The organism is Variovorax ureilyticus (genome assembly GCF_050632185.1).
Lineage (GTDB): Bacteria > Pseudomonadota > Gammaproteobacteria > Burkholderiales > Burkholderiaceae_C > Variovorax > Variovorax ureilyticus_A.
On the sequence record NZ_CP192579.1, the window covers coordinates 299,880 to 321,583 of the forward strand.

Here is a 21,704-nt window from a genome sequence, read left to right on the forward strand (position 1 = left end):
ATTGAGGAGAAACCTGTTCATGCATCCGGCCTTCCCCCGCAGCGCCATCGCGGCGCTGTTCGCTTCCGTATTCCTTGCCTCCGCCGCTCACGCGCAGACCCGCGACCAGGCCCTGTTCGATGCCGCCACGGCTGAAAAGCCGGCGGTCATCAAGACGCTCGAGAACCTGGTCAACATCGAAACCGGCACCGGCGACGCGGAAGGCCTCGAATCGGCCGGCAAGTACCTCGAAGACCAGCTCAAGTCGCTGGGCTTCACCGTCACGCGCAGCAAGTCGGCCGGCATCGTGGTCGGCGACAACATCGTCGGCAAGCTCAAGGGCAAGGGCGGCAGGAACCTGCTGCTGCTCTCGCACATGGACACGGTCTACCTCAAGGGCATCCTCGCCAAGGCGCCGTTCCGCGTCGAAGGCGACAAGGCCTACGGCCCGGGCATCGCCGACGACAAGGGTGGCAACGCGGTGATCATCCACACGCTCAAGCTGCTCAAGGCGCGTGGCTTCGACGACTTCGGCAGCATCACGGTGCTGTTCAACACCGACGAGGAGAAGGGTTCATTCGGCTCGCGCGACCTGATCCAGGAAGAAGCCGCGAAGGCCGACTACGTGCTCTCCTTCGAGCCCACCGCCGCGGGCAAGGAAGACCTCTCGCTCGGCACCTCGGGCATCGCGTATGTGCAGGTCAACATCACAGGCAAGGCTTCGCACGCGGGCGCGGCGCCCGAGCTCGGCGTGAACGCGCTGGTCGAGGCTTCGGACCTCGTGCTGCGCACCATGGACATCGACGACAAGTCCAAGGGCCTGCGATTCAACTGGACCATCGCCAAGGCCGGCGCAGTGTCGAACATCATCCCGGCGAGCGCCACGCTCAACGCCGATGTGCGCTACGCGAAGAACGAGGACTTCGAAGCCGCGATGAAGACGCTCGAATCGCGTGCGCAGAAGAAGAAGCTGCCCGATGCCGACGTGAAGGTGCTCGTCACCCGCGGCCGCCCGGCCTTCAATGCCGGTGAAGGCGGCCGCAAGCTGGTCGACAAGGCGGTGGGCTACTACAAGGAAGCCGGCGGCGAACTCGCGGTGATCGAGCGCACCGGCGGCGGCACCGATGCGGCCTACGCGGCGCTCGCGGGCAAGCCGGTCATCGAAAGCCTGGGCCTGCCGGGCTTCGGCTACCACAGCGACAAGGCCGAGTACGTGGACACCAGCGCGATCCCGCGCCGCCTGTACATGGCCGGCAAGCTGATCATGGACCTCGGCCAAGGCAAGTAAACACAGCGAACGCAAGGAGCCCCGCCATGTTGCTCAACACCGACCAGGAAGCCATTCGCGACGCCGTGCGCGCCTTCGCGCAGGCCGAGCTGTGGCCCCACGCGCCGCAATGGGACCGCGACCACAGCTTTCCCAAGGCGGCCCACGAGGGCCTGGCGGCGCTGGGCGCCTACGGCATCTGCGTGCCGGAGGAAGACGGCGGCGCGGGGCTCGATTACCTGACGCTCGCGCTGGTGCTCGAAGAGATCGCCGCGGGCGACGGCGGCACCAGCACCGCGATCAGCGTGACCAACTGCCCGGTCAACGCGATCCTGATGCGCTACGGCAATGCGGCGCAGAAGAAGAAGTGGCTGCAGCCGCTCGCGCAAGGGAAGATGCTGGGCGCCTTCTGCCTCACCGAGCCGCAGGCGGGCAGCGATGCGTCGTCGCTGCGCACGACCGCGCGCAAGGACGGGGACGGCTATGTGATCGACGGCGTGAAGCAGTTCATCACCAGCGGCAAGAACGGGCAGGTCGCGATCGTGATCGCGGTCACCGACAAGGGCGCGGGCAAGCGCGGCATGAGCGCCTTCATCGTGCCGACCGACGCGCCGGGCTACAACGTGGCACGGCTCGAGGACAAGCTGGGCCAGCATTCGAGCGACACCGCGCAGATCAACTTCGACGGCTGCCGCATTCCGGCCGAGAGCCTGATCGGCCAGGAAGGCGAGGGCTACAAGATCGCGCTCGGCGCGCTCGAGGGCGGGCGCATCGGCATTGCGGCGCAAAGCGTGGGCATGGCGCGCAGCGCGTTCGAGTTCGCGGTCAATTACGCGAAGGAGCGGCAGGCCTTCGGCGGCTCGATCTTCGACCAGCAGGCGGTGGGGTTCCGGCTCGCGGAATGCGCCACGCAGATCGAAGCCGCCCGCCAGTTGATCTGGCACGCGGCGAGCCTGCGTGATGCGGGCCTGCCGTGCCTCAAGGAAGCGGCGATGGCCAAGCTCTTCGCGAGCGAGATGGCCGAGCGCGTGTGCAGCGCCGCGATCCAGACGCTGGGCGGCTACGGCTACGTCAACGACTTCCCGCTGGAGCGCATCTACCGTGACGTGCGCGTGTGCCAGATCTACGAAGGCACGTCGGATATCCAGAAGCTGCTGATCCAGCGGGCGTTGGCCTGACGGCGCAGCCGCTGTCATCGATTTCGATGACAGACAAGTGACGCACGGCGGCGCAGCATGGGGGCCCCTTGTCGGAGGTTCTGCCATGCCCCGTTCGTTGACACCTTCCGCCCTGCGTGCAGCGGCGGTTCTTTGCAGCGTCGCTGCCGGTATGCCGGCCTGGGCGCAATCCGCCGCGCCCGATCTGGCCACGCTGACGGCCAGCGAGGCCGCGCGGCAAATCTGCGCGGGTTCGCTCGGCAGCGAGCAACTGGTGTCGGCCTACATCGCCCAGGCCAAGGCCAAACCGCAGCTGAATGCCTTCATCACGCTCGACGAAGCCGGCGCGCTGAAGGCGGCGCGCGCGGCCGATGCGGCGCGCAAGCGGGGCGGCGCCTGCCTGCCGCTGGCCGGCGTTCCGGTGGTCGTCAAGGACAACATCCAGGTGAAGGGCCTGCCCGCGACGGCCGGGACGCCTGCGCTCAGGAACTTCGTGCCTGCGGCCGACGCCCCCGTGGTCGCCAGGCTGCGGTCGGCCGGCGCGATCGTGCTGGGCAAGACGAACATGCATGAACTGGCCTTCGGCGTCACCGGCTACAACCCCGCGTTCCAGACCGGACCGGAGGTCGGCGTGCGCAATGCCTACGACGGCAGCCGCATTGCGGGAGGATCTTCCTCGGGCACCGGTTCGGCACTCGGCGCGCGGATGGCGCCGGCCGGTCTCGGCACCGACACCGGGGGCTCGGTGCGCATTCCGTGCGCTTTCAACGGCTGCGCCTCTCTGCGCCCGACGGTGGGGCGCTATTCGCAGGAAGGCATCACCCCGATTTCGCATACGCGCGACACGGCGGGGCCGATGGCCGTCTCGGTGGCCGACGTGGCATTGCTCGATCGCGTCATCGCCGGCGGGACGGCGGTCAAGCCTGCCAACCTGAAGCGTGTGCGGCTCGGCGTCGTGCAGGCCTTCTACGCGAACCTCGATGCCGATACGCGCGGGGCTGTCGACGCGGCGCTCGCCAGGCTGCGCGCGGCCGGCGTCACGCTGGTGGACGTGGACATGCCGAAGCTGATGGAGCTCAATGGCGCGGTCGGCTTTCCGGTCGCGCTCTATGAGGCGTACGACGACATCACGGCTTACCTTTCCAGATACCGCACCGGCGTCGATCTGGCGCAGTTGGCCGCAGGCGTGGCCAGCCCGGACGTCAAGGGCACCTTCGACGGCCTGATCATCCCCCGCAAGCTGCCGGCGCCGAACGGCGTCGTGGACGCCAAGCCTGCCTACGAGAACGCAATGGGCGTGGCCCGCCCGGCGTTGCAGAGGCTCTATCGCGACACCTTCACGAAAAACAGGCTGGATGCGCTGGTGTTCCCGACGGTGCCGCGCGTGGCGCTCGCGGCCACGCCGGAGGCCAGCAGCGTGGAGAACTTCGTCGCTCTGATCCAGAACACGGACCCCGGCAGCAATGCGGGCATTCCGGGCCTTCAGCTGCCCGCGGCATTGGGCGCCTCGAGCGGGCTTCCCGTGGGGCTGGAACTGGATGGACCGGCGGGCAGCGATCGCAGGCTGCTGGCGCTTGGCCTGGCGATCGAGCCCCTGCTGGGACGGCTGCCGGCGCCGGCGAAGTAGGCACGACCGGGATCGGCGCGGTCCTCAAGAGGGCCGATCCCTCCCCGCCAGCCCCGCGAGCGCCGCACGGCGATCGATGCCGAGCTTGTCGAAGATGCGCCGCAGGTAGGTGCGGATGGTCGGCACACCCACGCCCATGCGCCGCGCAATGTCCTTGTCGGTCAGTCCCTTGCACACGGCAGCCGCGACCTCGCGCTCGCGTTCGCTCAGGCGCGACCACGCGGGCGCGGCTTCGCCGGCCGTCGGCGCGGCTTTTGCCGGAGCCATGCGCTGCGCGCGTTGCAGCGCGCCCACGAAGGCCGGCTCGATGAGGTCGAGCAAGGCCTTGTCGTGGTCGCTGAAGTCGCCCCGGTCCCGGCGCCGCCAGATGCGCAGATCGCCCAGCGCGCGATCGCTGTGGAAGGCGTGCAGATTCATGCCCCAGTGCAGACCGTCGCGCGAGAGGAAGTCGGTGAAGAACGCCGTTCGCATGAGGTCGCGCTGCGGCATCACTTCGGTGACGCGGGTGGCGTGGCGACGCGCCTGAAGCACGAAGGTGATGGGATCGTGGTATTGATGCCAGCGGTTGTAGCGGTCCAGGTTGGCCGGGTCCATGTTGAGGGCGACCCGGCCGCCGAAGGCGTCGCTTCCTGCGTCCCATACGAAGGAGGCGAACTGGTCTGCCCGCAGCAGGTCGAGCAAGGCCCAGCCGGTGCGCTCGCGGATCTCGCGCTCGCTCTGGTCTTCCGCGAGCAGCGCGAATATGCAGCGCAGTGCGCGTTGCTCCGAACCACTCAGGTACATCGTCGCTCCATGGGGAAGGGCGCCCGGAGCTTAGCCCCGCTGCAAGCGCCGCGCCATCGGCGGAATCCAGGGTTTGCGCGAGGTGGCGGGCGCGGTCTGCACAATACGCGGCGGCTTCCCATCCACGATCCTGCATGTCCGCTTCCTCTTCGGCCCCCGCCCTTGCTCCCTGCCCCTGCGGGCGCCTTGACCGCAAGGGGCTTTCGCTGCCCTACGTGCAGTGCTGCGGCCGCTATGTCGACGATTTCGCGGGCACTCCGGCGCCCGATGCGGAATCGCTCATGCGATCGCGCTACACCGCCTTCGTGCGCGAGCGGGCGGACTACCTGCTCGCGACCTGGCACCGCACCACCCGACCCGGATCGCTCGATTTCGAGCCCGGCGTGAAGTGGCTCGGGCTCGATGTCCGTGCGCGCTCCGCATCGGATGCGGATCACGCGGAGGTCGAATTCGTCGCCCGGCAGCGTGGCAAGTCCGGCGCCGCCGTCCGCCTGCACGAGCGCAGCCGCTTCATCCGCGAACCTGACGGCGAGCTGAATCGCTGGTACTACGTCGACGGCGATATGCGCTGATTGGTGCCGAGTCGAGCGACGCGGCGCGGGATTGTGCGCGCCATCGATACAGTCCGATTCCTTTTGGCCTATTTATCTTGCGACGCCGAACCCTCACACTTCAAGCCTGTGGGTAAAAGCGTCTGGCGCGCTTGCCCGAAAGACCAACAACACGAGGCAGGAGTGCGACATGACGTTCAGCAAGACGGTTCGTAATGTGCAGTGGCGGCGCATCGCATCCGCGTTGCCGCTGGCGGCTGCGTTGCTGGCTGCACCCATGGCCTATGCGGCCGGCGATGCGCCGCTGCTCACGCCCTTTTCCGGTGCGCAGGGCGCGCAGGCGCCGCAGCCGTGGCGTTTCACCACGCTGCCCAACAAGGCCCCGACACGCTTCGAAGTGGTCCAGGAAGACGGCAAGCACGTCCTCAAGGTCGATTCGGACCAGTCGTACGGCAACCTCGTCCATCCCGCCCACCTGCCGTTGAACAACAACGCGACGCTGGCCTGGCGCTGGCGTGTCGACGAATTCGTGCAGGGCGCCGATCTGCGCACCAAGGCCGGCGACGACGGTGCGGCGAAGGTCTGCGTGTTCTTCGACTTCCCGACCGACAAGCTGCCGGTGGGCGAGCGCACGCGCCTCGCGCTGGCGCGCAAGGCCACCGGCGAGGACGTGCCGAGCGAAGCGATTTGCTATGTCTGGGACAACAAGGAAGCCAAGGGCACGGCGCTGACGAATGCGTTCACGAAGCGCGTGCGGATGATCATTCTCGAATCGGGCCCGGCATCCAAGCCCGGCACCTGGGTCGCGGAACGCCGCAGCCTGCTCGCGGACTACAAGCGCGCCTTCGGCGACGAAGCCGGTGACACGGTGCCGGACATCGTCGCGGTCGCGATCTCGGCGGATTCGGACAACACGCACGGCCACGGCATTGCGTATTTCTCCGACCTCGAACTGCACGGCGCGCCTTCGACACAGGAAGCGGTGGCTCAGCCGAAGGAAAAGCCCGCGCAAGGGGAATAGCAGACCATTCAACCATCGACCATCGGGTTCCAGAAATGAACGACTTCGTTGCACTCCTCGCCAGCCAGGGTTCGGTCCTGGTGTTCGCCGCCACGCTGGCGTCGCGGCTGGGTGCGCCGGTGCCCGCCGTTCCTTTCCTGGTGGTGGCCGGTGGGTTGTCGGTCGGCGGCGAGGTGTCGTTCTTCGCGGTGACGCTGGCGGCGCTCGTCGGCAACATCCTGGGCGATGGCGCATGGTTCCTGGCCGGACGGCGCTGGGGTTATCGCGTGATGCGGCTCTTGTGCCGCATCTCGCTGTCGGCCGACTCTTGCGTCAAGCGCAGCGAGAACATCATCGGCCGGTGGGGCGGCCTGTCGCTGATCGCGGCCAAGTTCGTGCCGGGCGTGTCGGTGGTGGCGCCGCCGATGGCGGGTGCGCTGGGCATGTCGAACCTGCGCTTTCTTTCCTACGAGACGGTTGCCGCGCTGATCTGGGCGCTGGGGTTCCTGCTGGTCGGGCGCGTGTTCCATGCCGCGATTCAGGATGTGCTGGCGGTGCTTTCGAACGTGGGCGCGACGGCGGCGGCGGTGTTTGCGGTTCTGTTCGGCGCATTCGCCGCCTGGCGCTACTGGCAGCGCCGGGCCGCGTTGCAGGCGGACGACATCGATCGCATCGAAGCGGGTGCCCTGCGTGCCGCGCTCGTGGCCGGCGCGGACGTGACGGTGATCGACGTGCGTTCCGACGAAGCGCGTCTCCTGGACGGCCGCGTGGTTCCCGGTGCGATCGGCGTGTCGCTCAAGCACATTCCATCGCGCATCGACGGCTTCGCGGATGGCCGCGAACTCGTCGTGTACTGCGACTGCCCGGACGACGGCGGTGCGATCGCCGCAGCGCGGCTCTTCGTGGCGGCGGGCGTGCCGCGCGTTCGCGTACTCGCGGGCGGCATCGATGCATGGATGGCCGAGGAGACCGGCGCCGAGGTGCCGGTGGCCGTCGGGCCGATCGCCGTCGCGCATGCCGCCTGATCGCGGCCTGACCTTCGGCTGACGCCGTGGGGGCTTGCTTGATGCCCCGCGCGGCCTGCACCTAGAATCGCTTTCGCTCCGGGGTGTGCGCAAAGAAGCGCGCTGAGATGGCCAGGCGGCCGAACCCGCGAACTTGATCTGGCTCATACCAGCGAAAGAAGAGCTGCGACTCCTCTCACGTTCCCGTCACCCGACCGGGGCGTCGTCCATGGAGCGATTGCGGAGCACCCGTTGACCCTCAACCAGGAGTGCCCGCATGAATGCCGTCGACAAGTTCGCCTCCCTCCTCACGCTGACCCGTGAGCCTTTCCCTGCTTCCACCAAGAGCGCCATCACCGGCAGCCGGCCCGATCTGCGCGTGCCGGTGCGCGACGTGCTGCTGACCAACGGCGAGTGCGTGTCGCTCTACGACACCTCCGGCCCCTACACCGATCCGTCGGTGGACATCGATGTGCGGCGCGGCCTTCCGGGCGTGCGCGAGGCGTGGATCGCCGAGCGCGGCGACACCGAAAGCTACGAAGGCCGTATCCACAAGGCCATCGACGACGGCGCGACGCATGCCGATCGCGATGCACAGCGCATCGCCGAGCTGCGCGCGGGTGCCGCGAGCCTGCAGCGCACGCCGCGCCGCGCGAAGGCCGGCGCCAACGTGACGCAGATGCACTACGCGCGCCGCGGCATCGTGACGCCCGAGATGGAATACGTCGCCCTGCGCGAGAACGGCCGCCGCGAGTGGATGGCCGAGTACCTCGCCGATGCCGCGCGCGAGAAGCGCCTGGCCGGCAACCCGATGGGCGCGAGCATCCCGAAGATCATCACGCCCGAGTTCGTGCGGGACGAAGTGGCGCGCGGCCGCGCGATCATCCCGGCCAACATCAACCATCCGGAAGTCGAGCCGATGGCGATCGGCCGCAACTTCAAGGTCAAGATCAACGCCAACATCGGCAATTCGGCCGTCACCTCCAGCATCGAGGAAGAGGTCGAGAAGCTGGTGTGGGCCATCCGCTGGGGCGCGGACAACGTGATGGACCTTTCCACCGGCCGCAACATCCACACCACGCGCGACTGGATCGTGCGCAACAGCCCGGTGCCGATCGGCACGGTGCCGATCTACCAGTGCGCTGGAGAAGGTCGGCGGCATCGCCGAGGACCTCACCTGGGAGATCTACCGCGACACGCTGATCGAGCAGGCCGAGCAGGGCGTCGACTACTTCACCATCCACGCGGGGCTGCGGCTGCCCTTCATCCATCTCACGGCCAACCGGCGCACCGGCATCGTCTCGCGCGGCGGCTCGATCATGGCCAAGTGGTGCATCGCGCATCACAAGGAGAGCTTCCTCTACACGCACTTCGAGGAGATCTGCGAGGTCATGAAGGCTTACGACGTGAGCTTCTCGCTTGGCGACGGCCTGCGGCCCGGCTGCGCCTCGGATGCGAATGACGAGGCGCAATTCGCCGAGTTGCGCACGCTCGGCGAGCTCACGCAGATCGCGTGGAAGCACGACGTGCAGACGATGATCGAAGGCCCGGGCCATGTGCCGATGCACCTGGTCCAGGCCAACATGGACGAGCAGCTCAAGCACTGCCACGAGGCGCCGTTCTACACGCTCGGCCCGCTGACCATCGACATCGCGCCGGGCTACGACCACATCGCCAGCGCGATCGGCGCCGCGATGATCGGCTGGTTCGGCACCGCCATGCTCTGCTACGTCACGCCGAAGGAGCACCTGGGCCTGCCGGACCGCGACGACGTGAAGCAGGGGATCATCGCCTACAAGATCGCGGCGCATGCGGCCGACGTCGCCAAGGGCCATCCGGGTGCGCGGGCGCGCGACGACGCACTCTCGCAGGCGCGCTTCGACTTCCGCTGGCAGGACCAGTTCAACCTCGGTCTTGACCCCGACACCGCGCGCGAATTCCACGACGAGACGCTGCCCAAGGACAGCAGCAAGGTGGCGCACTTCTGTTCGATGTGCGGGCCGAAGTTCTGCTCGATGAAGATCACGCAGGAAGTGCGCGAGTACGCAGCGCAGAAGGGTCTCGACGAAGGCGCCGCGGTCGAGGCGGGCATGGCCGGCAAGTCCGCCGAGTTCAAGGCCGGTGGCGGCGAGATCTACATCCCGGTCAAGCCCGTCGTCTGACATGGAGCTGAAAAGACTTCGTTGATACGATCGCGGCCCATGAATGCCTTCCCGTTCGACGCCGTCCTTTTTGATTGCGACGGCGTTCTGGTCGACTCCGAGCCCATCACCAATCGCGTCCTGGCAGAAATGCTCGGCGAACTGGGCTGGGCGCTGAGCGCCCGGGAATGCATGCGCATCTTCACCGGCAAGGCGGTCAAGGACGAGGCGACGTTGATCGAGGCGCGCACCGGCTTCGCCCTGACGCAGGAATGGCTGGTCGGCTTCCGCGAGCGGCGCAACCTGGCGCTGGAGCGCGAGCTGGTCGCCATCCCCGGCGCCGCGGTGGCCGTCCGCGCGCTGCACGCGGCGCTCGAAGGCCGCATCGCCTGCGCATCGGGCGCCGATCGGTTCAAGGTCGAGCTGCAGCTCGACAAGATCGGCATCCTCGACTGCTTCGAGGGGCGCGTGTTCAGCGGGCACGAGATGCCGCGTTCCAAGCCGGCGCCCGACGTCTACCTCGCCGCGGCGGAGGCGCTCGGCGTCGACCCGGCGCGTTGCGCGGTGGTCGAGGACACGGTCACCGGCGCCAGCGCCGGGGTCGCGGCCGGCGCCACGGTCTTCGGCTACAGCCCGAGCGACCTGGGCCACAGCGGGCCCGAGGCCTTGCGCGCGGTCGGCGTGGCGCAGGTGTTCACCGACATGGCGCAGCTCCCGGGGCTGCTCGCCGACTGGCGTCTCGTGTCCGCCTGAGGTGCACATGCGGGGCCTGCGCGCGCTCTGGTTCGTCCTGGTCGCTGCATGCCTTTCGGCCTGCTCGTCGCTGCGGCCGTGGATCAACGAACCCCTGCCCGAGGACCCGCTGCCGCGATCGGTCGTGATGGCGACGGCGCATCGCGATCCGAGCATCCTCGTCGCGGTCACGCTGTCGGGCGGCGGCGCGCGTGCGGCGGCCTTCGGCTACGGCGTGCTGGAGGAGCTCCATCACACCCGGTTCCAGTGGAACGGCCGCGAGACCGACCTGCTCGACGCCACCGACGTCATCAGCGGCGTGTCGGGCGGCAGCATCCTGGCGGCGTACTACGCGGCCTTCGGCGCAGAGGGGCTGCCGAGCTTCGAAAGCGTCTTCCTGCGCCAGAACTTCCAGAACAGCCTCATCCTGCAGGCGCTTCGGCCGAGCAGCCTGCACGATTTGACGTCGCCCTGGTACGGCCGCTCGCACCTGCTCGCGCGGCGGCTCGACGAGATCTACCAGGGCAAGACCTACGGCGACCTCGACAAGGACCCGCGGCACCCGCAGCTGGTGATCGCGGCGACGGACATGTCGCTCGGAACCCCTTCGAGTTCACGCAGGACCAGTTCGAGCTGATCTGCTCCAACCTGCAAAGCGTGCCGCTGTCGTTCGCGGTGGCGGCCTCGTCGGCGGTGCCGGTCCTCCTGAGCCCCCTGACGCTCAAGAACCACGCCCAGGTGTGCCGCGACCGCGGCATCACGCCCCGGCTGGCGACGGTGGGCGGCGTGAATTACCGGGCGCGCATGTTCCGCATGCAGGCGAACAGCTACCTCGACGCCAATGCGCGGCCATTCATCCACCTGGTCGACGGGGGCGTGGCCGACAACCTCGCGGTGCGGCGGCTGCTCGACCGGGCGCTGCTCGGCGGCGGTCTGCGCGAGAGCTTCGAGGAGGTCGGCATCCCGCCCGGCAGCGTCCGCAAGCTGGTGGTGATCAGCGTGAACTCCGCACGCGATCCGGCGAACAACATCGACCAGAGCGACCGGGTGCCCGGGGTGCGCCAGGTGGCGGACACGCTGCTCTTCGGCGCCGGTGCGCGCGCCACGCTGGAGACGCAGGAGTTCCTTCTGGATACCACCAGTGCAGTGGCGCGAGGACCTGCGCCGCCGCGGGACCGGCGCGGACGCTTTCGCGCCCGACGCCGAGATCCATGTCGTGCAGGCCAACCTGCGCGATGCGGCGGAGGGCGAGCTGCGGCTTCGGTTGTTACAAGTGCCGACCGCGTTCTCGATCAGCGATGAAGAGGTCACCCGGCTGATCGCCGCCGGTCGAAGCGCATTGCAGCGTTCGGCCGATTTCCAGGCGCTGAAGCGGTCGCTGGGCGTGAAAGACGATTGAACGGGACGCGGGCGGGGTGCTGCGAGCGCCGCCCGGAGAGAAATCAGTGCTTGCCGAGCACCGAGGAAGCCTTGGCCATCGCGACGAGCGACTGGGTCATCGCCTGGGCGCGGCCGGCCCACATGTCCATGACGATCTGGTCGGCGTTCTCGTTCACGAAGGCGCCGTTGCGCGTGCGTCCCGACGTGGCGATGAAGTCCATGAGGTCCGCGAAGTCGGCGCTGTCGGTGGCGGGAATTTGTTGCATTTCGTAATCGTAGGGCCGTCCGGAGGCGTGCCGGGCTCCGAGGCGCTCCTGGAGCGCGTCCGGCGCGGAATTGTTCACGGATTGGCGACAGAAAGGTGCAATCGATGTGTAAGAAAAATCCCGGTTTTGGAGCCCCGAGGGTCCGTCATGCGCCACGCTGCGCCATTCCACGGCGCCTGAATGCCCCGGGGGTGAGCCCGCTCCAGGCGCGAAACGCCCGGGAAAAGCTCTTTTCGTTGCGGAAACCCACCGCCAGTGCGATCTGCTTGATCGGGCGCTCGGTGCGCCGGAGCTGGTCCGCCGCCAGTTCGTGGCGGACGTCGTCCTTCAGCGTCTGGAGCGAGATGCCCTCTTCCTGCAACTGCCGGTGCAGGGTGCGGCTGGAGAGGTTCAAGAGCGCCGCGATCGATTCGGCGTTGCCGGCTTCCGGCCCGTGTGCCCGCATCAGCTCGCGCACGCGCTGGCCGAGCAGCCGGTCCCGCCGGTATTGCAGCACCGTGAGCGGCAACGCGCGGCGCAGCATCGTTCGAAGCGCGCGCTCGTCGCGCAGCAGCGGCATCGCGAGGTAGCGTTCGTCGAAGCTGTAGCTCGTCCGGTCGGCGCCGAAGCGCAGTTCGCCGCCGAACATCAGCGGATAGGCGTCGCGGTGCGGCGGCGCCTCGAATGAGAACGAGGCCGCGTTCAGCGAAACCCGCGAGTCGATCGCCCAGCAGGCATACCCGTGCAGGAAGCGCAGGCTGGAGACGAGGCAGAACTCCCGGAACGCGCCCAGGTCGCGGTGCTCGGTGATCGTCAGCGTGGCCAGTCCGCCGGCCGCGACGAGATCGAGCGTGATGTCCTCGGTCAGCAGCCGGTGGTGCCGGCACCAGCGCTTAATCGCCACGCCGAGGTCGGGCGAAGCGTTCGAGGCCCGGCACAGCATGCCGTAGGTGCCCCACGGCAGCCGGCGCGAAAACCAGCCGAGCGCCTCGTCGTCGAGCTCCTGCATCGCGTGGCCGGAGAGCGTCTCGAACTGCGCAGCCGTCACGCGGGCGTTCGGGTTTTCGAGCTCGTGCGGCGGAATCTGTGCCTCGGCCAAGGCGCCGGCCGGGTCCGTCCCGTAGCGCTCGTAGCCTCGGACAATGGCTCTGACAAAGGCCATCGGAGTGGCGGCGCGGCTGGAACTGCGAAGCGGGGACGAGCTCATCCTGGGTTCGACGATGGTGGCGTGATTTGCAACCATTGTGGCGCCAATTGCAACGGCACACGGCGTAAGCTGCGGCTTTCCGCGCACGGCTTCCCGCGCGCCGCCGACGACCCACAGGAGACAACCCCATGCACGATCCCGGCCTGAACTTCGACCTGGGCGAGACCATCGATTCGTTGCGCGACGCCATCCAGCATTTCGCCGCCGAAGAAATTGCGCCGCGCGCGGCGGCCATCGACCGCGACAACCTGTTCCCGCACGACCTCTGGAAGAAACTCGGCGACCTCGGCCTGCACGGCATGACGGTGAGCGAGGAATACGGCGGCACCCAGCTCGGCTACCTCGCGCACATCGTGGCGATGGAGGAGGTCTCGCGGGCCTCGGCATCGGTCGGCCTGTCGTACGGCGCGCACTCCAACTTGTGCGTGAACCAGATCCACCGCAACGGCAGCGAGGCGCAGAAGAAGAAATACCTGCCGAAGCTGGTCAGCGGCGAACACGTCGGCGCGCTCGCGATGAGCGAGCCCAACGCCGGCTCCGACGTGGTCAGCATGAAGCTGCGCGCCGAGAAGAAGGGCGATCGCTACGTGCTCAACGGCGGCAAGATGTGGATCACCAACGGCGGCGATGCCGACACGCTGGTGATCTACGCCAAGACCGAGCCCGAGATGGGCGCGCGCGGCATGACGGCCTTCATCGTCGAGAAGGGCTTCAAGGGCTTCTCGGCCGGCAGCAAGCTCGACAAGCTCGGCATGCGCGGATCGAACACCTTCCCGCTCTTCTTCGACAACTGCGAAGTGCCGGAAGAGAACGTGCTCGGCGGCGAAGGCATGGGCGCCAAGGTGCTGATGAGCGGCCTCGACTACGAGCGCGCGGTGCTCTCGGGCGGCCCCTCGGCATCATGGCCGCGTGCATGGACACGGTGCTGCCCTTCATCCACGAGCGCAAGCAGTTCGGCCAGAGCATCGGCGAGTTCCAGCTGATGCAGGGCAAGGTCGCCGACATGTATTCGACCTGGCAGGCGACGCGCGCCTATGTCTACGCCGTCGGCAAGGCCTGCGACCGCAACGACCATGCGCGCACTTTCCGCAAGGACGCGGCCGGCGCGATCCTGTATTCGGCCGAGAAGGCCACCTGGATGGCCGGCGAGGCGATCCAGGCGCTCGGCGGCGTGGGCTACACGAAGGAATTTCCGGTCGAGCGGCTGTGGCGCGATGCCAAGCTGTATGAGATCGGCGCCGGCACCAGCGAGATCCGCCGCATGCTCATTGGCCGCGAGCTGTTCAGCGAGACGGCATGACCCCCAGGCTCGCGCACTTCGTGTCGCTCTCTCGGGCGGCCGCCAGAGGCGGCTGCTCTTCGGGCTCGTCCAAGCCTGCGCAGGCAGGCTTGGAGCCGCGGCCCTCAGCCCCCTCCCAGGGGGCAACACCAGCGGCCCGGCGAAGCCGGTTCCGCGGTGTTCCCCGCAAATGCGCCGATTGAGCGCGTAGAGGAGACAAGGAACATGCCCCCATCGACAAGCATGGCGCAAGGCGCCACCGACGTGCCGCTGATCGAGCAGACCATCGGCGATTTCTTCGACGACATGGCCGCGCGGCAAGGCGACCGCGATGCTTTGGTCAGCGCGCACGAGAAGAAGCGCCTGAGCTATCTCGAACTCCAGCGCGAATCGAACCGCCTCGCCAGCGCGCTGCTGAAGCTCGGCCTCGTGCCCGGCGACCGCGTCGGCATCTGGTCGCACAACAACGTGCCGTGGGTGCTGATGCAGCTCGCGACCGCCAAGGCCGGGATCATCCTGGTCAACATCAACCCGGCCTACCGCACCTCGGAGCTCGAATACGCGCTCAACAAGGTCGCGTGCAAGGCGCTGGTGACGATGAAGAGCTTCAAGACCAGCGAGTACGTGAGCATGCTGCGCGAGCTGGCGCCCGAACTCGCAAGCGCGAAGCCCGGCGAGCTGGAGGCCGCGCGCCTGCCGCACCTGCGCACCGTCGCATGGATCGACACGCCGGCCGACACGGACGAGCTGCCGGGGCTGATGCGCTTCTCGGCGCTGCTCGAAAGCGGCAGCGCCGACGATCCGAAGGTCGCCGCCATCGCGAAGACGCTGAAGGCAACGGACCCGATCAACATCCAGTTCACCAGCGGCACCACCGGCTTCCCGAAGGGCGCGACGCTCACGCACCGCAACATCCTCAACAACGGCTTCTTCATCGGCGAGTGCATGAAGCTCACGCCGGCGGACCGGCTGTGCATCCCGGTGCCGCTCTATCACTGCTTCGGCATGGTGCTGGGCAACCTCGCGTGCATCACGCACGGCAGCACCATCGTCTACCCCAATGACGGCTTCGATCCGGTCACGGTGCTGCAGACGGTGCAGGCCGAGAAGTGCACCGGGCTGCACGGCGTGCCGACGATGTTCATCGCCGAGCTGGACCATCCGCGCTTCAAGGAATTCGATCTTTCGACGTTGCGCACCGGCATCATGGCTGGCTCGCCGTGCCCGACCGAAGTGATGAAGCGCGTGGTCGAGCAGATGCACCTGCGCGAGATCACCATCGCCTACGGCATGACCGAGACCAGCCCGGTGAGCTGCCAGAGCTCCACCGACACGCCGCTCGAAAAGCGCGTGTCCACCGTCGGCACGGTGCAGCCGCACCTGGAGATCAAGATCGTCGACCCGGTCACCGGCGACATCGTGCCGCGCGGCAGCTCGGGCGAGTTCTGCACGCGCGGCTATTCGGTGATGCACGGTTACTGGGAGGATCCGGAGAAGACGCGCGAGGCCATCGACACCGACGGCTGGATGCACACCGGCGACCTCGCGACGATGGACGACGAGGGCTACGTGAACATCGTCGGCCGCATCAAGGACCTCGTGATCCGCGGCGGCGAGAACATCTATCCGCGCGAGATCGAGGAGTTCCTCTACCGCCATCCGAAGGTGCAGGACGTGCAGGTGGTCGGGCTGCCCGACAAGAAGTACGGCGAAGAGCTGTGCGCGTGGATCATCGCCAAGCCCGGCCAGAGCGTGACCGCCGACGAGATCCGCGACTTCTGCAAGGGCCAGATCGCCCACTACAAGGTGCCGCGCTACATCGAGTTCGTCAGCGAATTCCCGATGACGGTGACCGGCAAGATCCAGAAGTTCCGCATCCGCGAGGCGATGGCCGAGCGGCTCGGCCTCCGGGCGGAGCGCACCGCTTGAAGGACGCGGCCGTGATGTCAGTAGCCGTCGACGGCGGGCACGCTGAGCCCGGCCGCGCGGCGCGCGACGAGCAATCGCTTGCTCAGCGAGATCTCGGACAGGTCCAGTTCGGCCACGATGCTGCGCAACGAGGCGTCGTTGATCTGGTGCGACTGGCGCTCGCGGTAGAGCGCGTCGCGCTCGATGCGCACGCAGCGCAGGCGCAGTTCCAGTTCCATCACGTAGCGCAGATGGCGCTGCCGCACCGCGTCGGGCGCATCGGCGATCGCTTCGGGCGTGACGGCGGCGTCCGTGCCGTCGCTCAGCAGGTCGATGCGCTTGCGGTAATCCTGCGCGAGCCGGCCCGCGACTTCCTGGAATTGCCCGGGCGCGAGATGCACGTCGGGGGCGATCTTGTCTTCGCCGCCGGCCAGCACGTCGATCGCGGCGCGGCAGGCCACCACGCGCGCGGCCCGCTCCTCGCGAAGATCGGGTGGCTCGCCGGCCGGCGGCAGCCGGCGCAGCAACAGCGGCAGCGAGATGCTGCCGATCAGCAGCGTGCAGATGATGGTGCCGGTGGCCAGGAAGATCAGCATGTCGCGCCCCGGGAAGGGCGACCCGTTGGGCAGCAGCAGCGGTACCGACAGCGCGCCGGCCAGCGTCACCGCGCCGCGGATGCCTGCGACGGTGGTGGCGAGCGTCAGCAGCGCGGACGGGTGTTCGGCCATCTTTCCCTCGGCATGCACCCGGCGCAGGCTTTGCCGCACCACCAGCGTCAGCCAGACCCAGCGCACCAGCAGCAGCGCCACGGAAATCACGAGCACGTGGCCGGCCAGCCGCCAGCCGCCGTGGCCGGCATCGGCCAGCGTGCTGCCGATGATCGACGGCAACTGCAGGCCCAGCAACAGGAACACCGCGCCGTTGAAGGCCGATTCCACCATGGCCCAGGTGCCTTCGGTCTGGAGGCGCTCGGCCACGAACTCGCTGCGCCGCAGGTCGGCGAAGTTGGTCGTGATGCCCGCCGCCACGGCCGCGAGGATGCCCGAGACGCCGAAATACTCGCCCAGCAGGTAGGCCGCGAAGGGCAGCAGCACCAGCATCAGCACCATCTGCGTGGCGGCCAGGTCGCCCACGCGGCGGGTGACCACGTCGCGACCGCGCGCGAAGCACCAGCCGAGCGCCGTGCCGACGCCGAGACCGCCAAAGGCCATCCAGAGGAATTCCTTGCCGACGTCATCCCAGCTGAACAGGCCGGTCATGGTGGCAGCGACCGCGAACTTCAGCGCCACGAGGCCGGAAGCGTCGTTGAGCAGCGATTCGCCCTCGAGCACGTTCATGGTCTTGGCCGGCATGCCGAGGTTGCGCGTGATCGCCGACACGGCCACCGCGTCGGTCGGCGACACCACGGCGGCGAGCGCGAAGGCCACGGCCGGTGGCATCGATGGAATCAACCAGTGGATCAACAGGCCCAGCCCGATCACCGTGACCAGAACCAGCCCCAGCGCGAGCTTGAGGATCGGCCGCCACAACGCGAAGAATTCGCGTTTGGGAATGCGCCAGCCGTCCGCGAAAAGCAGCGGCGGAATGAACAGGGCCAGGAACAGTTCCGGATCGAAGGCGATGTGCAGCCCCTGCTGCGGCCAGGCCAGCAGCGCGCCGAGTGCGATCTGGATCAGTGGGAAGTGGAATGGCGCGCAAATAGCGAGCGGCGATGCCGGTGACGGAGCCCAGGAGGATCACCAGCAGGACAGTTTCGACGGTATGCATGCGAGTTTGATTTTCTCCCCAATAGCAACGGCCCCGGAGGCCGTGCGAGGACAACAATGAGCAGATTGGATTCCCGATTGAACCCGCGCTCGGCCGAATTCCAGGCCAATGCGCAAGCCATGCGGACCCTGGTCGATGACCTGCGCGTCCAGTTCGCCAAGGTCGAGGCCGGCGGCGGCGAGGCCGCGCGCAGCAAGCACACCGCGCGCGGCAAGCTGCTGCCGCGCGACCGCGTCGCGCAGCTGCTCGACCCCGGCACGCCTTTCCTGGAAATCTCGCCGCTGGCCGCGCACGCCATGTACCACGGCGCGGCGCCCGGCGCGGGCCTGATCGCCGGCATCGGCCGCGTGAGCGGCGTCGATTGCATGATCGTGTGCAACGACGCGACGGTGAAGGGCGGCACCTACTACCCGATGACCGTCAAGAAGCACCTGCGCGCGCAGGAGATCGCCGAGCAGAACCGCCTGCCCTGCATCTACCTGGTCGACTCGGGCGGCGCCAACCTGCCGAACCAGGACGAGGTCTTCCCGGACCGCGAGCACTTCGGCCGCATCTTCTACAACCAGGCGAACATGAGCGCGCAGGGCATCGCGCAGATCGCCGTGGTGATGGGCTCGTGCACCGCGGGCGGCGCGTATGTGCCGGCGATGAGCGACGAAAGCATCATCGTCAAGAACCAGGGCACCATCTTCCTCGGCGGCCCGCCGCTGGTGAAGGCGGCGACCGGCGAGGTGGTGACGGCCGAGGACCTCGGCGGCGGCGACGTGCACACGCGGCTGTCGGGCGTGGCCGATCACCTCGCGCAGAACGACCTGCATGCGCTCGCGCTCGCGCGCACGGCAGTGGCCAACCTCAACGCACGCGCGCCGAAGAGCGATGCATCCATCGCACCGCGCGCACCCGAATACGCGGCGGACGAGCTCTACGGCGTGATCCCCGTCGACACCCGCAAGCCCTTCGACGTGCGCGAGATCATCGCCCGCATCGTCGACGGCAGCGAGTTCCACGAGTTCAAGGCGCGCTATGGCAACACGCTGGTGTGCGGCTTCGCCGAGATCGAGGGCATGCCGGTGGGCATCGTCGCCAACAACGGCATCCTGTTCTCCGAGTCGGCGCAGAAGGGCGCGCACTTCATCGAGCTGTGCTGCCAGCGCAAGATCCCGCTGGTGTTCCTGCAGAACATCACGGGCTTCATGGTCGGGCGCAAGTACGAGAACGAAGGCATCGCGCGCCACGGCGCCAAGATGGTGACCGCGGTGGCCACGGCCAACGTGCCCAAGTTCACGATCATCATCGGCGGCAGCTTCGGCGCCGGCAACTACGGCATGTGCGGCCGCGCCTATTCGCCGCGCTTCCTGTGGATGTGGCCGAACGCGCGCATCAGCGTGATGGGCGGCGAGCAGGCCGCGAGCGTGCTCGCGACCGTCAAGCGCGACGGCATCGAGGCCAAGGGCGGGCAATGGAGCGCGGAGGAGGAGGAAGCCTTCAAGGCCCCGATCCGGCAGCAGTACGAGGTGCAGGGCCATCCGTACTACGCCACCGCGCGCCTGTGGGACGACGGCATCATCGACCCGGTCGACACGCGCCGCGTGCTGGCGCTCGGCCTGGCCGCCGCGCGCAACGCGCCGATCCCCGAGCCGAAGTTCGGCGTCTTCCGCATGTAAGGAAAGGGTCCGCCGCCATGACACTGCCGAACTACTTCGCAAGCCTCGCGCGCTACCACGTCTGGGCCACGCACAAGCTGATCGACACCAACCTGCGCGGGCTTTCCGACGACGACTGGCACCGGGACTGCGGGCTCTACTTCCGTTCGGTGCACCGAACGGTCAATCATCTTCTCCTGACCGACGACATCTGGTTCTCGCGCTTTGCCGAGGGGCGTTCGCTGCGCTTGCCGTTGGACACCGAACTGCATCAGGACCGCGCCGAAGTCTGCAAGGCGCTCGGCGAGGCGGTGGCGCGCTGGAGTCCGTGGCTCGCGACGCTGGCGCCCGATCGCTTCGATGGCGAGCTGGTCTACGTGCGCAACAACGGCGAGCAGGTGCGCATTCCCTTCGCGCCGGCGCTTGGCCATGTCTTCAACCATGCGACCCATCACCGGGGCCAACTGACAGCGGCATTGACGGCGATGGTCCACCCCGGGCCCGAGCTCGACTGGGTCTACCTCCTGCAACAGGAATCGCGCACGCCATCATGAGCACCTCCTTCACCACACTCGAACTGTCCATCGAAGGCGCGGTCGCGAGCATCTGGCTCAACCGGCCCGAGCTGCGCAACGCCTTCGACGACGTGGTCATCCGCGAACTCGGCGATGCGTTCGCACAGGCGGTTGCGGCGCCCGAGGTGCGCGCGATCGTGCTCGGCGCGAACGGGCCGGCTTTCTGCGCCGGCGCGAATCTCAACTGGATGCGACGCGCGGCGGACTTCACGCATGAAGAGAACCTCGCCGATGCCGGCAACCTCGCCGCGATGCTGCGCGCGATCCACGAAAGCCCGAAGCCGGTCGTCGCGCGCGTGCAAGGCGACGTGTATGCCGGCGGCATGGGGCTCGTGGCCGCATGCGACATTGCGGTCAGCGTGGACACCGCGTGGTATTGCCTGAGCGAAGTGAAGATCGGCCTGATCCCGGCCACCATCAGCCCCTACGTGCTGCGCGCGATGGGCACCCGCGCGGCGCAGCGGTATTTCCTGACAGCGGAACGCTTCACTGCGACGCAGGCGCATCGCATCGGCTTCGTGCATGAAGTCGTGACCGCCGATGCGCTCGACGCGAAGGTGGCCGAGATCGTGAAGGCGCTGACCAGCGCGAGCCCGGCGGCCGTGCGGGCCTGCAAGACGCTGATCGCGGACGTCGCGGGGCAGGACATCGACGATGCGCTGGTCGCGAAGACGGTGCAGGGCATCGCCGACATTCGCGCGAGCGAAGAAGGTCGCGAAGGCGTCCGGTCCTTCCTCGAAAAGCGCAAGCCCTCCTGGCTCGGCTGAGCATCGGATGCATCGTGGACTCGCTGGACATGCCCCAACTGCTCGCGCTGGCCGCGGCGTTGGGCTGGGCGAGTGGCGTGCGTCTGTATCTGGTCGTGCTGCTGACGGGGCTTGCCGGCTATCTCGGCTGGGTTCAGCTGCCGGGTGGCTTGCAGCTTCTGGCGCATCCAGTGGTGCTGGTGGCGAGCGGCTTCATGGTGTTCGTCGAGTTCTTCGCCGACAAGATCCCCGGCCTCGATTCGCTGTGGGACATGGTGCACACCGTGATCCGCATCCCTGCCGGAGCTGCTCTGGCAGCGGGTGTGTTCGGCGCGGATCATGCGGCGATGGCGCTTGTCGCGGCGCTGCTCGGCGGCGGCTTCGCCGCCACGGCGCATGCAGCCAAGGCCACGACCCGCGCAGCGATCAATACATCGCCCGAGCCTTTCAGCAACGTGGGCGCGTCGCTGGTCGAAGACGGCATGGTGCCCGTGAGTCTCTGGCTCGCGGTCGTGCATCCCCTGGTATTCGGCATTCTTTTCATCGCCGTGCTCGTGTTCAGCGTATGGCTGATCCGAAAGAGCTGGCGCTTCCTCCAATCCCTTTTCGGCCGGGTGGCCCGCATTTTCAGCGGCCGGCCCGATCCCGGCGTGACGCCGGCCTTCCAGCTCAAGAAGAATCCTCCTGGAGACTCATCGAATGTTTAAGAAGAT

19 protein-coding genes, 2 pseudogenes and 1 riboswitch are annotated in these 21,704 nt (G+C 67.9%); of the genes and pseudogenes, 17 read left to right on the top strand and 4 right to left on the bottom strand.

What is annotated here, in order from left to right:
- Nucleotides 1–19: 19 nt before the first annotated feature.
- The 3 genes from ACQ858_RS01445 (at nt 20) to iaaH (ending at nt 4,030) form a co-directional block, all read left to right on the top strand.
- Entirely contained in the window at nt 20–1,267 is a 1,248-nt protein-coding gene (locus ACQ858_RS01445; protein ID WP_431275094.1) for a glutamate carboxypeptidase, read from the top strand.
- A 26-nt stretch (nt 1,268–1,293) separates the two neighbouring features.
- Nucleotides 1,294–2,424, top strand: coding sequence for an acyl-CoA dehydrogenase family protein (locus ACQ858_RS01450; RefSeq protein WP_431275095.1), 1,131 nt, complete (start codon nt 1,294–1,296; stop codon nt 2,422–2,424).
- A 151-nt stretch (nt 2,425–2,575) separates the two neighbouring features.
- Entirely contained in the window at nt 2,576–4,030 is a 1,455-nt protein-coding gene (gene iaaH, locus ACQ858_RS01455) for an indoleacetamide hydrolase (protein ID WP_431276758.1), read from the top strand.
- 24 nt (nt 4,031–4,054) lie between these two features.
- On the opposite strand, the gene ACQ858_RS01460 is transcribed toward iaaH, so the two are convergent.
- Nucleotides 4,055–4,813 carry a response regulator transcription factor gene (locus tag ACQ858_RS01460; protein ID WP_431275096.1) on the bottom strand — a complete coding sequence of 253 codons (759 nt, stop codon included), beginning with the start codon at nt 4,811–4,813 and terminating at the stop codon, nt 4,055–4,057.
- Nucleotides 4,814–4,947: 134 nt separating this feature from the next.
- Here ACQ858_RS01460 and ACQ858_RS01465 point away from each other — a divergent pair, with 134 nt between their 5' ends.
- The 8 genes and pseudogenes from ACQ858_RS01465 (at nt 4,948) to ACQ858_RS01500 (ending at nt 11,640) form a co-directional block, all read left to right on the top strand.
- Entirely contained in the window at nt 4,948–5,385 is a 438-nt protein-coding gene (locus ACQ858_RS01465) for a YchJ family protein (RefSeq protein ID WP_431275097.1), read from the top strand.
- A 169-nt stretch (nt 5,386–5,554) separates the two neighbouring features.
- Entirely contained in the window at nt 5,555–6,385 is an 831-nt protein-coding gene (locus tag ACQ858_RS01470) for a DUF3047 domain-containing protein (RefSeq protein WP_431275098.1), read from the top strand.
- Between the two features lie 35 nt (nt 6,386–6,420).
- On the top strand, nt 6,421–7,389 hold the full coding sequence (locus ACQ858_RS01475; protein WP_431275099.1) for a rhodanese-like domain-containing protein: 969 nt from the start codon (nt 6,421–6,423) through the stop codon (nt 7,387–7,389).
- Nucleotides 7,390–7,458: 69 nt separating this feature from the next.
- Nucleotides 7,459–7,566: riboswitch (TPP riboswitch) on the top strand.
- Nucleotides 7,567–7,645: 79 nt separating this feature from the next.
- Nucleotides 7,646–9,530: pseudogene (gene thiC / locus ACQ858_RS01480) on the top strand (phosphomethylpyrimidine synthase ThiC).
- Nucleotides 9,531–9,569: 39 nt separating this feature from the next.
- Complete coding sequence (locus ACQ858_RS01485; RefSeq protein WP_431275100.1) at nt 9,570–10,262, top strand: HAD family hydrolase; 693 nt, start codon at nt 9,570–9,572, stop codon at nt 10,260–10,262.
- A 7-nt stretch (nt 10,263–10,269) separates the two neighbouring features.
- Nucleotides 10,270–10,878 carry a patatin-like phospholipase family protein gene (locus tag ACQ858_RS01490; RefSeq protein WP_431275101.1) on the top strand — a complete coding sequence of 203 codons (609 nt, stop codon included), beginning with the start codon at nt 10,270–10,272 and terminating at the stop codon, nt 10,876–10,878.
- Between the two features lie 20 nt (nt 10,879–10,898).
- Nucleotides 10,899–11,543, top strand: coding sequence for a hypothetical protein (locus ACQ858_RS01495; RefSeq protein WP_431275102.1), 645 nt, complete (start codon nt 10,899–10,901; stop codon nt 11,541–11,543).
- Nucleotides 11,515–11,640 carry a hypothetical protein gene (locus ACQ858_RS01500; RefSeq protein ID WP_431275103.1) on the top strand — a complete coding sequence of 42 codons (126 nt, stop codon included), beginning with the start codon at nt 11,515–11,517 and terminating at the stop codon, nt 11,638–11,640. Before ACQ858_RS01495 ends, ACQ858_RS01500 begins: the two co-directional genes overlap by 29 nt.
- Nucleotides 11,641–11,683: 43 nt before the next feature.
- Here the strand turns inward: ACQ858_RS01500 and ACQ858_RS01505 are convergent, their stop codons facing one another.
- Together ACQ858_RS01505 and ACQ858_RS01510 are read right to left on the bottom strand one after the other, a co-directional pair.
- The gene (locus ACQ858_RS01505; protein WP_431275104.1) at nt 11,684–11,887 is read right to left on the bottom strand and encodes a hypothetical protein; all 204 of its coding nucleotides are present in this window, start codon (nt 11,885–11,887) and stop codon (nt 11,684–11,686) included.
- Between the two features lie 145 nt (nt 11,888–12,032).
- Nucleotides 12,033–13,073, bottom strand: a complete 1,041-nt coding sequence (locus ACQ858_RS01510; RefSeq protein ID WP_431275105.1) for an AraC family transcriptional regulator — start codon at nt 13,071–13,073, stop codon at nt 12,033–12,035.
- A gap of 128 nt (nt 13,074–13,201) precedes the next feature.
- Between ACQ858_RS01510 and ACQ858_RS01515 the strand changes: the two are divergent.
- Together ACQ858_RS01515 and ACQ858_RS01520 are read left to right on the top strand one after the other, a co-directional pair.
- A pseudogene (locus tag ACQ858_RS01515) lies at nt 13,202–14,373 on the top strand (isovaleryl-CoA dehydrogenase).
- Between the two features lie 204 nt (nt 14,374–14,577).
- A complete protein-coding gene (locus tag ACQ858_RS01520) occupies nt 14,578–16,281 on the top strand; it encodes an AMP-binding protein (RefSeq protein ID WP_431275106.1) in 1,704 nt (567 codons plus the stop codon).
- A 17-nt stretch (nt 16,282–16,298) separates the two neighbouring features.
- On the opposite strand, the gene ACQ858_RS01525 is transcribed toward ACQ858_RS01520, so the two are convergent.
- The gene (locus ACQ858_RS01525; RefSeq protein ID WP_431276759.1) at nt 16,299–17,960 is read right to left on the bottom strand and encodes a Na+/H+ antiporter; all 1,662 of its coding nucleotides are present in this window, start codon (nt 17,958–17,960) and stop codon (nt 16,299–16,301) included.
- A 123-nt stretch (nt 17,961–18,083) separates the two neighbouring features.
- Here ACQ858_RS01525 and ACQ858_RS01530 point away from each other — a divergent pair, with 123 nt between their 5' ends.
- From ACQ858_RS01530 to ACQ858_RS01545, 4 genes are read left to right on the top strand one after another with little or no spacing between them, the layout of a single operon-like run.
- The gene (locus tag ACQ858_RS01530) at nt 18,084–19,691 is read left to right on the top strand and encodes a carboxyl transferase domain-containing protein (protein WP_431275107.1); all 1,608 of its coding nucleotides are present in this window, start codon (nt 18,084–18,086) and stop codon (nt 19,689–19,691) included.
- Between the two features lie 17 nt (nt 19,692–19,708).
- A complete protein-coding gene (locus ACQ858_RS01535) occupies nt 19,709–20,224 on the top strand; it encodes a DinB family protein (RefSeq protein WP_431275108.1) in 516 nt (171 codons plus the stop codon).
- Nucleotides 20,221–21,012, top strand: a complete 792-nt coding sequence (locus tag ACQ858_RS01540; protein WP_431275109.1) for an enoyl-CoA hydratase/isomerase family protein — start codon at nt 20,221–20,223, stop codon at nt 21,010–21,012. The genes ACQ858_RS01535 and ACQ858_RS01540 overlap by 4 nt, the downstream gene beginning before the upstream one ends.
- Nucleotides 21,013–21,026: 14 nt before the next feature.
- On the top strand, nt 21,027–21,698 hold the full coding sequence (locus tag ACQ858_RS01545) for a DUF4126 domain-containing protein (protein ID WP_431275110.1): 672 nt from the start codon (nt 21,027–21,029) through the stop codon (nt 21,696–21,698).
- The last annotated feature ends 6 nt before the right edge of the window (nt 21,699–21,704 follow it).